13 protein-coding genes and 1 pseudogene are annotated in these 13,743 nt (G+C 71.4%); 4 read left to right on the top strand and 10 right to left on the bottom strand.

Going from position 1 to position 13,743, the window contains the following annotated elements; genetic code table 11:
* The first annotated feature begins 6 nt into the window (after positions 1-6).
* Positions 7-273, top strand: coding sequence for a protealysin inhibitor emfourin (locus tag ACIPJI_RS02300; protein WP_307706352.1), 267 nt, complete (start codon positions 7-9; stop codon positions 271-273).
* Between the two features lie 45 nt (positions 274-318).
* On the opposite strand, the gene era is transcribed toward ACIPJI_RS02300, so the two are convergent.
* From era to ACIPJI_RS02285, 3 genes are all read right to left on the bottom strand, one after another.
* Complete coding sequence (gene era / locus ACIPJI_RS02295) at positions 319-1,260, bottom strand: GTPase Era (RefSeq protein WP_307706353.1); 942 nt, start codon at positions 1,258-1,260, stop codon at positions 319-321.
* Positions 1,261-1,376: 116 nt separating this feature from the next.
* The gene (locus ACIPJI_RS02290; protein ID WP_307706354.1) at positions 1,377-1,730 is read right to left on the bottom strand and encodes a cytidine deaminase; all 354 of its coding nucleotides are present in this window, start codon (positions 1,728-1,730) and stop codon (positions 1,377-1,379) included.
* Between the two features lie 26 nt (positions 1,731-1,756).
* Positions 1,757-2,650: a helix-turn-helix transcriptional regulator gene (locus ACIPJI_RS02285; RefSeq protein WP_307706355.1), complete on the bottom strand. Its 894-nt coding sequence runs from the start codon at positions 2,648-2,650 to the stop codon at positions 1,757-1,759.
* Between the two features lie 90 nt (positions 2,651-2,740).
* On the opposite strand from ACIPJI_RS02285, the pseudogene ACIPJI_RS02280 reads away from it, so the two are divergent.
* Positions 2,741-4,142: pseudogene (locus ACIPJI_RS02280) on the top strand (MFS transporter).
* A 408-nt stretch (positions 4,143-4,550) separates the two neighbouring features.
* Here the strand turns inward: ACIPJI_RS02280 and ACIPJI_RS02275 are convergent.
* The 5 genes from ACIPJI_RS02275 to ACIPJI_RS02255 all read right to left on the bottom strand — a co-directional run bounded on the left by ACIPJI_RS02275 (position 4,551) and on the right by ACIPJI_RS02255 (position 9,045).
* A complete protein-coding gene (locus ACIPJI_RS02275; protein ID WP_307706357.1) occupies positions 4,551-4,907 on the bottom strand; it encodes an MmcQ/YjbR family DNA-binding protein in 357 nt (118 codons plus the stop codon).
* Positions 4,904-6,208 carry a hemolysin family protein gene (locus ACIPJI_RS02270; protein ID WP_356620926.1) on the bottom strand — a complete coding sequence of 435 codons (1,305 nt, stop codon included), beginning with the start codon at positions 6,206-6,208 and terminating at the stop codon, positions 4,904-4,906. Before ACIPJI_RS02270 ends, ACIPJI_RS02275 begins: the two co-directional genes overlap by 4 nt.
* Complete coding sequence (ybeY, locus tag ACIPJI_RS02265; protein ID WP_356620927.1) at positions 6,205-6,702, bottom strand: rRNA maturation RNase YbeY; 498 nt, start codon at positions 6,700-6,702, stop codon at positions 6,205-6,207. The genes ACIPJI_RS02270 and ybeY overlap by 4 nt, the downstream gene beginning before the upstream one ends.
* A gap of 12 nt (positions 6,703-6,714) precedes the next feature.
* Positions 6,715-7,731: a PhoH family protein gene (locus ACIPJI_RS02260; RefSeq protein WP_307706359.1), complete on the bottom strand. Its 1,017-nt coding sequence runs from the start codon at positions 7,729-7,731 to the stop codon at positions 6,715-6,717.
* Positions 7,732-7,911: 180 nt separating this feature from the next.
* Positions 7,912-9,045 (bottom strand): carbohydrate kinase family protein, encoded by a 1,134-nt coding sequence (locus ACIPJI_RS02255; RefSeq protein ID WP_402243956.1) that lies wholly within the window; start codon positions 9,043-9,045, stop codon positions 7,912-7,914.
* A 191-nt stretch (positions 9,046-9,236) separates the two neighbouring features.
* Between ACIPJI_RS02255 and ACIPJI_RS02250 the strand changes: the two genes are divergently transcribed.
* Complete coding sequence (locus ACIPJI_RS02250) at positions 9,237-10,535, top strand: glucarate dehydratase family protein (protein ID WP_402243954.1); 1,299 nt, start codon at positions 9,237-9,239, stop codon at positions 10,533-10,535.
* Positions 10,536-10,630: 95 nt separating this feature from the next.
* Here ACIPJI_RS02250 and ACIPJI_RS02245 read toward each other — a convergent pair whose 3' ends face one another.
* Positions 10,631-11,296 (bottom strand): TetR/AcrR family transcriptional regulator, encoded by a 666-nt coding sequence (locus tag ACIPJI_RS02245; protein ID WP_356620929.1) that lies wholly within the window; start codon positions 11,294-11,296, stop codon positions 10,631-10,633.
* A 153-nt stretch (positions 11,297-11,449) separates the two neighbouring features.
* Between ACIPJI_RS02245 and ACIPJI_RS02240 the strand changes: the two genes are divergently transcribed.
* Complete coding sequence (locus ACIPJI_RS02240; protein WP_402243952.1) at positions 11,450-12,766, top strand: YncE family protein; 1,317 nt, start codon at positions 11,450-11,452, stop codon at positions 12,764-12,766.
* A gap of 55 nt (positions 12,767-12,821) precedes the next feature.
* Here the strand turns inward: ACIPJI_RS02240 and ACIPJI_RS02235 are convergent, their stop codons facing one another.
* The gene (locus ACIPJI_RS02235) at positions 12,822-13,730 is read right to left on the bottom strand and encodes a ribonuclease Z (RefSeq protein WP_356620931.1); all 909 of its coding nucleotides are present in this window, start codon (positions 13,728-13,730) and stop codon (positions 12,822-12,824) included.
* Between the last annotated feature and the right edge of the window lie 13 nt (positions 13,731-13,743).

Raw genomic sequence — 13,743 nt, 5'->3', positions numbered from 1 at the left:
GGAACCATGCGTATCCAGGTAAGGCGTACAGGAGGCTTCGCCGGGGTCGAGCGCCTCGCCGAGGTCGACACCTCGGACCGTGCCGATGCCGGCGACGTGCATGCCCTCGCCGCACAGGCGGTGTCCGAGGCCCGCGACACACCGCCCATCGGCGTCCCCGACGGGTTCAGCTACCAGCTCACGGTCGACGGGCGCACCGTCTACTGTTCCGATCCCCGGCTGACCGACGCGCAGCGGCAGCTGATCTCGCTGGTGCTCAAGGAAGGTTCCTGACGGGGCCGTCCGGCGGAGCCTCTCGCCACCGCCCCGGCCCCGCGATCAGAAGCCGAGCTTGCGCAGCTGCTTGGGGTCGCGCTGCCAGTCCTTCGCCACCTTCACATGGAGGTCGAGGAAGACCGGCGTACCGAGCAGCGCCTCGATGTGCTTACGGGACTTCGTGCCGACCTCCTTCAGGCGCTTGCCCTTCGGGCCGATGATGATGCCCTTCTGGCTGGGGCGCTCGATGTAGACGTTGGCGTGGATGTCCAGCAGCGGGCGGTCCGCCGGGCGGTCCTCGCGCGGCAGCATCTCCTCGACGACCACCGCGATCGAGTGCGGGAGCTCGTCCCGTACGCCCTCGAGCGCGGCCTCGCGGATCAGCTCCGCGACCATGACCTGCTCGGGCTCGTCCGTGAGGTCGCCCTCCGGGTAGAGCGGGGGGCTCTCCGGCAGAAGAGGGATCAGCAGGTCCGCCACCAGTTGGACCTGCGTGTCGCCCACCGCGGAGACCGGCACGATCTCGGCCCACTCGATGCCGAGTTCCTTGCCGAGCTTGTCGACGGCGATGAGCTGCTCGGCCAGCGTCTTGGAGTCGACGAGGTCGGTCTTGGTGATGATGGCGACCTTCGGGGTCTTCTTGATCCCGGCGAGCTCCTTGGCGATGAACCGGTCGCCGGGGCCGAGCTTCTGGTCGGCGGGCAGACAGAAGCCGATCACGTCGACCTCGGCCCAGGTGGTGCGCACGATGTCGTTCAGCCGCTCACCGAGCAGGGTCCGCGGCTTGTGCAGCCCCGGGGTGTCCACCAGGATCAGCTGCGCCTCCGGACGGTGCACGATGCCGCGCACCGTGTGCCGGGTCGTCTGTGGCCGGGTGGAGGTGATCGCCACCTTCTGGCCGACGAGAGCGTTCGTGAGGGTGGACTTGCCCGCGTTGGGGCGGCCGACGAAGCAGGCGAAGCCGGCCCGATGGGGGGCTTCGGAAGACTGGGTACGAGCGCTCATGGCGCCCATTGTCCCTGATGTCACGGGCCCTCGGTCACGCACGCCCGCGCCCGGCGCATCCCGGCCCCGCCCGGGCTGCCGCCGAGGCCGCCGCGCGGGGCGCGGGCGCGGGTACTTCAGCCCGCGGTGACCGCGGCCTTCAGCTCGCCGTCCGGGCCCGCGAGCAGCACCGGCGTCCCCGCGCCGCCCAGGTCCCGTACCGCCGCCCGGTCCTCGTCGGAGGCGGCGTCGGCGTCGGAGACGACCGCGGCGGCCTCCAGCGACTTGGCGCCGCTGGCGACGGCCATGGCCACGGCGGTCTGCAGCGCGCTCAGCTTCAGCGAGTCGAGAGCCACCGTTCCGGCGACGTAGGTGCGGCCGGTCTCGTCGCGGACGGCCGCGCCCTCGGGCACACCGTTACGGGCCCGGGCGCTGCGCGCCAGCGTGATGATCTTGCGGTCCTCGGGGCCGAGGTCGGAGCTCTGCGTCATGCCCAGAGCATAGATCGGCCCCGGCGTCAGCCCGCCACGGGATACATCGACCCGCGGCGGCCCTCGGGGCTCGCGAGCCACTGGAGCTTCGCCGCCGTGTCCGTCGCCGCGTCGGGCACCGGGGTGTGCATCACGATCACCAGGTCCGGCCGGGCCGGCACCCTCAACTGCGTCGATTCCACGACCAGTCGGCCCACCAGCGGATGCTCCATCTCCTTGCGGATCTGCCCGCCGGGCGCGACGTCCCTCCGCTCCCACAGTTCGGCGAACTCGGGGCTCGCCGCCTTGGCCTGCGCGACCACCGTCCGGAACCCCTCGTCGTCCGGCCCCTCGGAGCACGCGGCACGGAACTGCGCGACGACCTGCGGCGCGTTCTTCGCCCAACCGGAGCTGCGGGCACGGTAGACGGGGTCCGTGAAGTACGCGATCAGACAGTTCTGCACGATGCCGGGCCGCATGCCGAGGACCGCGGCCGCCGCGTCGTTGTACATCACGGTGTTCCAGTAACCGTCCATGATGTGCGCCGGATACGGCATCCACGCGTCGATCAGCCGCCGCAGCCCGGCGCACATGTCGCGGTCGCCCGGATCGGTCCGGGGCGCCGGCGGGTTGAGACCCGCGAGGACGTACAGATGGCGGCGCTCGGCGCTGCTCAGCCGGAGCACCCGGCCCACCGCGTCCAGGACCTGCGGCGAGACGGTGATGTCCCGCCCCTGCTCCAGCCACTGGTACCAGGAGACGCCGACGCCCGCGAGGACGGCGACCTCCTCCCGGCGCAGACCCGGCGTACGGCGACGGGCGCCCCCGTCCGGCAGGCCCGCCTCCGCCGGCGTGATCCGGGCGCGCCGGCTCATCAAGAACTCCCGCAACTCGCGCAGCCGGTGCGCCTTCGTCGCGTCGTGCCCGGTCGACGTGGCCACGTACTCCCCCTGTCCGTATGCCTGGTGGTGCGGCCAACAGGATAAGTTCCCGCTCCCCACGGCGTGCCGGGCCGCCGGAGGGTCAGCGGCATGGCTACCGACACCACACTTCCCTCCCCCAAGGGCACGACGCCGCCCCGGCTCGACCGGCGGGCACGTCTGGTCCTGTTCGTGCTGTGCGCCGCTCAGTTCATGGTCGCGCTCGACTTCTCGGTGCTGAACGTCGCCCTGCCCGAACTGGGCCGGGACCTCGGGCTCGGCCCGTCCTCGCTCCAGTGGGCGGTCACCGCGTTCGCCCTGCCGTCCGGCGGCTTCCCTGCTGCTCTTCGGCCGCATCGCCGACCTCTACGGGCGGCGCAGGCTGTTCCTCACCGGGCTGGCCGTCTTCGGCGCGGCATCGCTGCTCGCGACGTTCGCGTGGGACCCTGCGTCGTTCCTCGCCGGCCGGGCGCTCCAGGGCCTCGGCGCGGCCGTCATCGTGCCCACCGGCATGTCGCTGATCACCACCACGTTCCCCGAAGGGCCGCAGCGCGAACGGGCGCTGGGCATCAGCGGCACGCTGCTGTCGCTCGGCTTCACCGTCGGCATGCTCCTCGGCGGGGTCATGACGGACACCCTGGGTTGGCGCTCGACCATGGGCCTGCTGGCCCTGTTCACCCTGGTCGTGCTGCCGCTCGCCCCCGGCCTGCTGACCGAGTCCCGTACGCCGCTGCGGCCGAGGCTCGACGTGCCCGGCGCGGTCACCGTCACCGGTGGTCTCCTGGCCGTGATCTACGCGCTGTCCACGGCCGCGGACCGCGGCTTCGGCGGCGCGGATGTCATCGTCACGCTCGTCGCGGGTGTCGCGCTGCTGACCGCCTTCGCGGTCGTGGAGACCCGCAGTCCGGCCCCGCTGGTCTCGCTGCCGATGCTGCGCCGGCGGACGGTGGCGTTCGGCAACCTCGGCGGCCTCGTCACCTTCTCGATGATGAGCACGGTCGTGTTCGTCCTCACCCTGTACCTCCAGGAGACGCTGGGCCTCCCGGCCCAAGTCACCGGCCTGGTCTTCGGTGTGCAGGGCGTCCTGTCCGTGATCGCCGGCACGCTCGCCCCGAGGATCATCGGACGCTTCGGCGCGCCACGCGTCCTGGCGTTCTCCCTCGCCGGCCAGGGCCTCTTCGTCGCCGCCCTGCTGGGCCTCGGCACCCAGTCGGGCGCGCTGCTCGCGACGGTGGGCGTCTCGCTGGCGAGCATGTGTCACCTGGGGGCGATCATCTCCTACGGCCTGACCGTGACGTCCGGCGTCCCGGACGGCGAACAGGGCCTGGCGACGGGTCTCGTCACCACGACGCAGCAGGTGGGCCTGACGGTGGGCATCCCGCTGCTGGGCGTCCTGGCGACGACGCGGGAGTCGCCGTTCGAAGGGATCCGGACGGTCCTGGCGATCGACGCGGTGGTTGTGCTGGGCACGGCGCTCGTGGTGGCCGCGGCACTGAGGCGCCCACGCCCCTGACCGCCTGCGACGGGGGCCGTCCCCCTCCCCGCCCCTTCCCGAACCGGGCTCCGCCCGGACCCGGCACCGCGCTCTGCGCGGTGTTTCGAGGGCTCTGCCCCCGGACCGCCGCGCCTCGATCTCCCCCTACGGCCTGGCGGCCGTGGGAGGTGCCCCCAGCGGGGCTGATTGCGCGGAGCGAAATCCAGCCCGCCCGGCGCTTGAGGACACCGCCGAAGGCGGCAACTCGGTGCGCCGCGGGTCCGGCGGATTGTCCCGGTCCTGGCCGGCCGGGAACCCGCACCGCGGGCCTGCGTCACTGGCGAAGCTCGGCTGCTTCTCGTGCCCGTTCGAGCACCAGAAGGAGATGCTGAGGGGGCCCGGGGCTTGCCCCGGTTCGGGAAGGGGCGGGGAGGGGATACGGCCCCGCTAGGCCCGGTCCAACCGCAAGCGTTCCGCCCGGGGCAACCCCGCCACCACCAGGTCGTACGAGTCCTCCACCAGCTCCCTGACAAGCCGGTCCGGCAGGCGGCCCACCGTCACCGTGTTCCAGTGGCGCTTGTTCATGTGCCAGCCGGGCACGATCACGCCCGGGTGGTCCGCGCGCAGCTGGACCGCGAGGTCCGGGTCGCACTTGAGGTTGACCGTGAGCGGCGCGGCGTCCAGCGCGCTGAGGGCGAACATCTTGCCCAGAACCTTGAAGACCGAGGTCTCCGGCCCGAAGGGGAACTCCTCCACCGCGGCGTTGAACTCGAGGCAGAAGGCCCTCAGCTGCTGTGCCTTCATCCGGTCATCCGCTCCTGTGCCACCTGTTCCACCGGCTCGGAGAGCACCGTCACGATCTTGTTCCGGCGGCCGGCCGGGGACTCCGCGGTGAGCCGCAGGGCGCGGCCGTCCGGCAGGTCCACGACCGCCTTGGCGCCGGCGATCGGGACCCGGCCGAGCGCCTTGGCCAGCAGGCCGCCGACCGTCTCCACGTCCTCGTCGTCGAGCTCGTCGGCCCCGAGGCCGTACAGCTCGCCAAGGTCGCCGATGTCGAGGCGGGCGGTGACGCGGTAGCAGCCGTCGCCGAGCTCCTCCACGGGCGGCAGCTCGCGGTCGTACTCGTCGGTGATCTCGCCGACGATCTCTTCGAGGATGTCCTCGATGGTGACGATGCCCGCCGTGCCGCCGTACTCGTCGATGACGACGGCGACGTGGTTGCGCTTCTGCTGCATCTCGCGGAGCAGGTCGCCGGCGTTCTTGGTGTCGGGCACGAACACCGCCGGCCGCATCGTCGTGGAGACGACGTCCGCCTCCGCGTCGCGGTTGATGTGTGTCTTGCGGACCAGGTCCTTGAGGTACACGACACCGACTATGTCGTCCTCGTTCTCCCCGGTGACGGGGATGCGGGAGAAGCCGGAACGCAGCGCCAGGGTCAGCGCCTGGCGGACGGTCTTGTAGCGCTCGATGGAGACGAGGTCGGTGCGCGGCACCATCACCTCGCGCACCAGGGTGTCGCCGAGTTCGAAGACGGAGTGCACCATGCGGCGCTCGTCGTCCTCGATCAGCGACTCCTGCTCCGCGAGGTCGACCATCGCCCGCAGCTCGGCCTCGGAAGCGAACGGCCCCTTGCGGAAACCCTTTCCGGGGGTCAGGGCGTTGCCGATGAGGATCAGCAACTGCGGTACCGGGCCCATCACCCGGGCCAGCGGCAGCAGCACGTATGCCGCGGCGGTGGCCGTGTTGAGCGGGTGCTGACGGCCGATGGTGCGCGGGGAGACGCCGACGGCGACATAGCTCACGAGCACCATCACGGCGATGGCGACGAGCAGTGCCGACCAGGTCTCCACGAACTCCTCGAGGCACACGTAGGTGACGAGCACCCCGGCCGCCATCTCGCACGCCACCCGCACCAGCAGGGCGACGTTGAGATAGCGGGTGGGGTCCGCGGTGACCTGTTCGAGCTTGTCCGCTCCGCGGCGTCCGGACCGGACGGCCTCGGCCGCGCGGAAGCTGGAGACGCGGGCGAGGCCCGCCTCCGCGCATGCGGCCAGCCAGGCCACGACGACCAGCGCGACGGCGCCGGCGATCAGTTGGCCGCTCATGAGACGGTCGGCGCAGGGGAGGGACCGGTGTGGCCCTTCTCCGTCCGCCAGCCGTCGACGATCGCGGCCTGGAGACCGAACATCTCGGCCTTCTCGTCGGGCTCCTCGTGGTCGTAGCCGAGCAGGTGCAGCACCCCGTGGACGGTCAGGAGCTGGAGCTCCTCGTCCATGGAGTGCTGCGTCGGCGCCTCTTCGCCCTGCTTCTTCGCCACCTCGGGGCAGAGCACGATGTCGCCGAGGAGGCCCTGCGGGGGCTCTTCGTCGTCCTTGGTCGGCGGACGGAGCTCGTCCATCGGGAAGGACATCACATCGGTCGGACCCGGCAGGTCCATCCACTGGATGTGCAACTGCTCCATGGCTTCGGCGTCCACGACGATCACCGAGAGCTCGGAGAGCGGGTGGATACGCATCCGCGCGAGGGCGTAGCGGGCGATGTCGAGGATCGCCTGCTCGTCGACCTCGGTTCCGGACTCGTTGTTGACGTCGATCGACATGGTGCGCGTTGACTACTTCCCGTTTTGGCCGTCGTACTTCTCGTACGCGTCGACGATACGGCCGACCAGCTTGTGCCGTACGACATCCTGCGACGTGAGCCGCGAGAAGTGGACGTCGGGGACGCCTTCCAGAATGTCCTGCACCTGGCGCAGGCCGCTCTTCGTCCCGCCCGGAAGGTCGATCTGGGTGACGTCGCCGGTGATCACGATCTTCGATTCGAAGCCGAGCCTGGTGAGGAACATCTTCATCTGCTCGGGGTTCGTGTTCTGCGCCTCGTCCAGGATGATGAACGCGTCGTTGAGCGTGCGTCCACGCATGTACGCCAGGGGCGCGACCTCGATCGTGCCCGCCGCCATCAGGCGGGGGATGGAGTCGGGGTCGAGCATGTCGTGCAGCGCGTCGTACAGCGGCCGCAGATACGGGTCGATCTTCTCGTAGAGCGTGCCGGGGAGGAATCCGAGACGCTCGCCGGCCTCGACCGCGGGGCGGGTCAGAATGATGCGGTTGACCTGCTTGGACTGCAGCGCCTGGACGGCCTTGGCCATGGCGAGATACGTCTTGCCGGTACCGGCGGGGCCGATGCCGAACACGATCGTGTGCTTGTCGATCGCGTCGACGTAGTGCTTCTGGTTCAGCGTCTTGGGGCGGATGGTGCGGCCGCGGCTCGAGACGATGTTCTGGGTGAGGACCTCTGCCGGGGTCTCGGTCGCGCCCGTGCCCTCTTCGGCCGCTCTGAGCATGGCGATCGAGCGTTCCACTGCGTCCTCCGTCATCGGCTGCCCGGTGCGGAGCACGAGCATCATCTCGTCGAACAGGCGCTGGATCAGAGCGACTTCCCGCGCGTCGCCGACAGCGCTGACCTGGTTGCCCCGGACATGGATGTCGGCCGCCGGGAAGGCCTTCTCGATCACGCGCAGCAGGGCGTCACCCGAGCCCAGGACCGTCACCATCGGGTGCTTGGCCGGGACGGTGAAGTGGGCTCGCGCCTGGCCCGGCGCGGGGGTCTGGTCTGTCGGTGTCTGAGTCATGGGCCGGCTCTGTGGCCTGCACATACCTCCCGTTGCAGGGTTCTCGCTGCTCGACAACCTCTGGAACACCAAGGGTACGACGCGCCGCTGACAAGGCCGAAGGCTTTTACGGGGCCGCTCTGCGCCGCCCTGGGGCCCGCGGGGGCCTTTCCGCGGCGGAGCGGACGCGGACGGGCTCCCTCAGGCGGAGCGCCCGAAGCCGATCGTCGGGACCGCGCGGCGCAGCGGCCACGGCCTGGCGGGGGCGGGCAGCAGCCGCTCCAGGAAGCCGTAGCGGCTCAGTGCCGCCGGGTCCTGGCCCGACGTGGCCCGCACCTGCTGCCACCAGGCGGCGACCTCGGACCAGCCGGGCGCGGAGAGGGAGCCGCCGAACTCCTGCACCGACAGGGCGGCGGTCAGGCCGGCGAACGCGAGGCGGTCGGCGAGCGGCCAGCCCGCCAGCGTGCCGGTCACGAATCCGGCCACGAACACGTCGCCCGCGCCCGTCGGGTCCAGGGCCTCCACGCTGAGGGCCGGGACCTCGGCGCTCTCGCCGGTGGCGCCGTCGACCGCGTACGCCCCTTCGGCGCCCAGGGTCACGACCGCGAGCGGTACCCGGTCGGTGAGGGCGCGGGCGGCGGCGCGCGGGCAGTCGGTGCGGGTGTAGCGCATCGCTTCCGCCGCGTTGGGCAGGAACGCCTCGCAGTGCTCCAGGTCGGCCAGGTCTTCCGGGTCCCAGCGGCCGGACTCGTCCCAGCCGACGTCGGCGAAGATCCGGGTGCCCTTGCGGGCGGCCTGGGCGATCCACTCCGCGCGGGTGCCCGGCGTGAGGGCGGCGACCGCGGCGCGGGCGGGCGGCGGGCAGTCGGGGGCCGACTCGGAGGGCGGGGCCTCGTGGCCGTGGGTGACCATGGTCCGTTCGCCCTCGTATGCCATGGAGACGGTGACCGGGGAGTGCCAGCCGGGCACGGTGCGCGAGAGGCTCAGATCGATGCCCTCGCCCTGTTCGAGGGCGTCCCAGCAGTATTCGCCGTAGTGGTCGTCGCCGAAGGCCGCGGCGAGGGACGTGCGCAGCCCGAGGCGGGCGAGTGCGGTGGCCATGTTCGCGACGCCGCCGGGGCTGGATCCCATCCCGCGGGCCCAGGACTCGGTGCCGCGCACCGGTGCGGAGTCGAGGCCGGTGAAGATGATGTCGAGGAAGACGCTGCCGGTGAGGTAGACGTCGCAGTCCGGATCGCCGGGCGCGCGGAGGCCCGCGAGGGGGTCGAGGCAGGTGCCCGCAGTGTCGCTCCGGCAGGTCGTCCTGGGCAGTTGCTCTCCGCTGCGAATGGTCACCGTGCGCGCTCCCATAAGTGGTGCAGTTCCAGCCAGTCTGCCCGACGGCACCGACAGTCGGCCGGAAGGAAATACCGCGGCCGGTGCGGGCGAGCGGGCAACTCACCGGCGAGCTTCGCCCCATTGACGCTCGAGTGTTCGCGTACCTAACCTCTGTTCTCATACATGTACACGATCTCTGGGGAGACAGCATGGGCCAGGACCTGACCATCACCGAGGTACGGCTCACCCCGATCCTGGTCGCCGACCCTCCCCTGCTGAACACCCAGGGCGTGCACCAGCCGTACACCCCGCGGCTGATCGTCGAGATCGTGACGGCCGGCGGCGTGACCGGCGTCGGCGAGACCTACGGCGACACCAAGTACCTCGACCTGGCCGCCCCACTGGCCGACGCGCTGCCCGGCTGCGCCGTGTCCGACGTCAACGCCCTGCACCGGCTGGCGGAACGCGTCTGCGGCGACTCTCCGGAGGCGACCGGCGCGGACGCCGTGGACGTCGGCGGGCTGCGCGGCGTCCAGACCACGGACAAGCTGCGCCTGTCGGTGGTGTCCGGCTTCGAGGTGGCGTGCCTCGACGCGCTCGGCAAGAGCCTCGGGCTGCCCGTGCACGCCCTCTTGGGCGGCAAGGTCAGGGACGCCGTGGACTACAGCGCCTACCTGTTCTACCGCTGGGCCCGGCACCCGGGCGGTGCGGGCGAGCCGGACGACTGGGGCGCCGCGCTCGACCCGGCGGGCATCGTCACCCAGGCCCGGCGCTTCGCCCGCGAGTACGGCTTCACATCCTTCAAGCTCAAGGGCGGCGTCTTCGAACCGGAGCAGGAGATCGCCGCGGTCCGGGCGCTCGCGGAGGCGTTCCCCGGGCAGCATCTGCGACTCGACCCCAACGGCGCCTGGTCGGTGGAGACGTCGCTCAAGGTCGCGAAGGAGCTCGGCGGCGTCCTGCAGTATCTGGAGGACCCGGCCAGCGGCACGGCCCGGATGGCGGAGGTGGCGGCCGGCACGGACGTGCCCCTCGCGACGAACATGTGCGTGACCACCTTCGCCGAGATCCCCGAGGCCTTCGCCCGCGGCGCCGTACAGGTGGTCCTCTCCGACCACCACTACTGGGGCGGGCTCCAGGCGACCCGTGAACTGGCCGCCGTCTGCCGGACGTTCGGCGTTGCGCTGTCGATGCACTCCAACACCCACCTCGGCATCAGCCTCGCCGCGATGACGCATGTCGCGGCGGTCGTGCCGAACCTGGACCACGCCTGCGACAGCCACTACCCGTGGCAGACCGAGGACGTCGTCACCGAGCGGCTCACCTTCCGGGACGGCCGCCTGGCCGTGAGCGACCTGCCCGGACTCGGCGTCGAGCTCGACCAGGACCGGCTGGCCCGACTGCACCGGCGCTGGCTGGACGACGACGGCTCGATGCGTGAGCGGGACGACGCGGCGGCGATGCGGGTGGCGGAGCCGGGGTGGACCACACCGCCGGTGCCACGCTGGTGACCCCCGGGCGGGCCGGCCCCTGGGCACCGGGGCCGGCCCGCCCGGAAGTCAGCCGCACACCATGAGGCAGGGGGACGCTACGGAGCGGCCGGACGCTACGGTGCCGCCGCGCGCCACGGCACGGCCGGACGCAGGATGCCCAGCAGCATCCGGACCAGTTCGTCGACGAGGTCGTCGAGCGTCGCGTCCACCCACCCGACCGTCCAGTCGTGCAGCAGCCCGTTGACGCTGCCGATGAACGCGGCCGCCGCGACCCGGTAGTCGCGCGGATCCGCCTCCCCGCGTTCGACGGCCGTCGCGGCCTGCGCGCAGATGAAGTCCACCCAGCGGGCCCGGCGCGTCAGCCGCTGCCGCTCCATCTGCGGGCTGACCCCGACGATCTCGAGGAACGTGATCCGGATACGCCGGGGATCGCCCGTCACGTTCGCCGCGTACGCGCGGAAGACGGCCGTCGCCCGCTCCGCCAGCGGCAGGTCGGCGGCCTCCTCGAGCGCGGCGAGCGCCGCCTCCTCCGCCCAGTCGTTGACCTGGAGGTGCAGGGCCGCGAGCACGTCCTCGAGGCTGCGGAACTCCTCGTAGAACTGACGGGTGGACAGGCCCGCCGCGTCGCTCAGCGCCGCGACCGTCGTGGCGCGGTAGCCGGGCGTGTCGCCGAACAACTGGAGCCCGGCGTCGAGGAACCGGCTGCGCCGCTCCGCCCGGCGTTCCTCGGCCGACCTGCCTCCGTAACGGCCGGTGGGCTGTCTGACCCTGCCCCCCACTGGCGCCTCCCTCGTCGTCGCGGACTCATTTTCACGTGTCCGAAGTCTTGTGAAGCCTGCCACCGCTCGTTACTTTCCAGTAGCCCAATCTGAACGGATGCGTTTTCAGACTGCGCCCGCGCCATGGGGCCGCCCTTCATGGAAGGAACGACGATGTCTCTGTCCAGCACCAGGCGGGCCGTGGGTGCGGCCGTCGCCGCCCTGGCCCTGGCCGCCACCGGTTCGGTGACCGCGAACGCGGCGCCGGCGGCGGGCACTTCGGGACCGGCGGGCGTCACCGGCCCGGCGGGCGTCACCGGCCCGGCGGGCGAGCAGGCCGCGGGACTGCGGGAGGTGATGTTCGTCGGCAACAACTGGGACGGCACCGCCGATGTCATCGAGGCCCGGCGCGACTTCGCGAGGATCGGCCGCGTCGACGTCGTCCCCGACAAGGAGGAGCGGCTGAGAGAGATCTACCTCGACCCGCTGAAACTGGCCTTCTTCCTCGGCATCCGCCAGGGCCCTGGGGAGGGTCACGACCAGTTCGTCGACGACATGTACTCGACCCCGGACGGGTCCGCCATGGTCGTCTCCCGCCCCAGCTTCGCCGACGTCGTCTCGATCGACCTCGCCACCGGAAAAATCAACTGGCGCTTCCCCGTCTCCGGCTTCCGCTCCGACCACATGGCCGTCTCCCCCGACGGCACGCGCGTCGCCGTCTCCGCCTCGACGTCCAACACCGTCCACGTCCTCGACATCAGGACCGGCGAGCAGACCGGGTCGTTCAAGACCGGTGACAAGCCGCACGAGAACGTCTTCACCGACGGCGGCAAGTACCTCTGGAACATGTCGATCGGCGAGGTCAACACCGCGCTCGACGCACCCTGGCTCGACTGGACCAAGGGCGACCGGCGCATCACCGTGGTCGACACGCGGACCTATCAGCAGGTGAAGGTCATCGACATGCGGGAGCGGCTCGACGCCTTCGGCCGCCAGGACCTCTCCGACTCCGTCCGGCCCGTCGCCCTCACCCCCGACGAGTCCAAGCTCTACTTCCAGGTGTCGTTCTTCAACGGCTTCGTCGAGTACGACGTGGCCACGGACCGCGTCACCAGGGTCAAGACCCTGCCGAAGAACCCGGCGACCAGCGAGGACCGCACGACCTGGGTCAACGACTCCCGCCACCACGGCATGTCCATGAGTCCCGACGGCGACAAGCTGTGCGTCGCGGGCACGATGGACGACTACGCCACCGTCGTCGACCGGGCGACCCTGCGGGAGAGCCCGCCGGTGCCCGCCTCCAAGCCCTACTGGGCGACCGTCAGCGGCGACGGCAGGTCCTGCGTCATCTCCGAGAGCGGCTCGGACTCGGTCACCGCGATCGACTTCGCCACCGGGAAGAAGGTCGCCTCCGTCGCTGTCGGGGACCATCCGCAGCGGGTGCGCATCGCCCATGTGCCGGCCGGCTGGACAGGTCCCGCCACGCGCTGAACCGGCCCCGCGCGAACAGCAACCGCGTCGCGGACGGCCGCGAGGGGCCGTCGCCTCAGGACCGCTTGGGCACCGGAATGCGCCACAGGTCCCTGGCGACGGTCACCTCGCCGTCGAAACCGGCCGCCCTGGCCTGCCGCTCGAACTCGGCGGCGGCGTCGGTGTAGCGCTGCGAGAAGTGCGTCAGCACGAGGTGGCGGACGCCTCCCCGGTGCGCGACGAGGCCCGCCTGACCCGCGGTCAGATGGCCGTGCTCCGCGGCCAGCCGGCCGTCCTCGTCGAGGAACGTCGACTCGATGACGAGCATGTCGCAGCCCTCCGCGAGCACATGTACGCCGTCGCAGAGCCGGGTGTCCATCACGAAGGCGAACCGCTGTCCCCGGCGCACCTCGCTCACGTCGTCGAGCGTGACGCCGCCGAGCTCGCCGTCCCGCTGGAGCCGGCCCACGTCCGGGCCCTTGATGCCGTACGCGGCCAGCTTCTCGGGCAGCATCCGGCGGCCGTCCGGCTCGACGAGCCGGTAGCCGTACGACTCGACGGGGTGCGAGAGCCGGTGCGCGTGGAGCGTGTACCCGCCGGTCCGTGCGACGACGCCGTCGGCGGCGACCGGGACCTCCTTCAGCTTCACCGTCTCGCGGTACGCCGTCGCGTACCGCAGCCGGTCGAAGAACCGCTGGCCGCTGGCCGGGTAGTGCGCGGACACCGGGTGCGGCACCTGGTCGAGGTTGATCCGCTGGATGACCCCGGCGACACCGAGGGAGTGGTCACCATGGAAGTGCGTGACACAGATCCGGTTGATGTCGTGCGCGGACACCCCGGCGCGCAGCATCTGCCGCTGGGTGCCCTCGCCGGGATCGAAGAGGAGTCCCTCTCCGTCCCAGCGCAGGAGATAGCCGTTGTGGTTGCGGTGCCGGGTCGGGACCTGGCTGGCGGTGCCCAGCACCACGAGTTCGCGTACGGACACTGCGCGGTCCTCC

The organism is Streptomyces sp. NPDC086835, assembly GCF_044745705.1.
GTDB lineage: Bacteria > Actinomycetota > Actinomycetes > Streptomycetales > Streptomycetaceae > Streptomyces.
The sequence above is the reverse complement of the archived record's forward strand: the minus strand, read 5'-3'. Positions and strand labels throughout refer to the sequence as shown.

Coding starts and splice junctions, on each gene's coding strand:
- ACIPJI_RS02300 (WP_307706352.1), top strand. CDS start 7: ATGCGTATCCAGGTAAGGCGTACAGGAGGCTTCGCCGGGGTCGAGCGC.
- era (WP_307706353.1), bottom strand. CDS start 1,260: ATGAGCGCTCGTACCCAGTCTTCCGAAGCCCCCCATCGGGCCGGCTTC.
- ACIPJI_RS02290 (WP_307706354.1), bottom strand. CDS start 1,730: ATGACGCAGAGCTCCGACCTCGGCCCCGAGGACCGCAAGATCATCACG.
- ACIPJI_RS02275 (WP_307706357.1), bottom strand. CDS start 4,907: ATGAAGGCACAGCAGCTGAGGGCCTTCTGCCTCGAGTTCAACGCCGCG.
- ACIPJI_RS02270 (WP_356620926.1), bottom strand. CDS start 6,208: ATGAGCGGCCAACTGATCGCCGGCGCCGTCGCGCTGGTCGTCGTGGCC.
- ybeY (WP_356620927.1), bottom strand. CDS start 6,702: ATGTCGATCGACGTCAACAACGAGTCCGGAACCGAGGTCGACGAGCAG.
- ACIPJI_RS02260 (WP_307706359.1), bottom strand. CDS start 7,731: ATGACTCAGACACCGACAGACCAGACCCCCGCGCCGGGCCAGGCGCGA.
- ACIPJI_RS02250 (WP_402243954.1), top strand. CDS start 9,237: ATGGGCCAGGACCTGACCATCACCGAGGTACGGCTCACCCCGATCCTG.
- ACIPJI_RS02240 (WP_402243952.1), top strand. CDS start 11,450: ATGTCTCTGTCCAGCACCAGGCGGGCCGTGGGTGCGGCCGTCGCCGCC.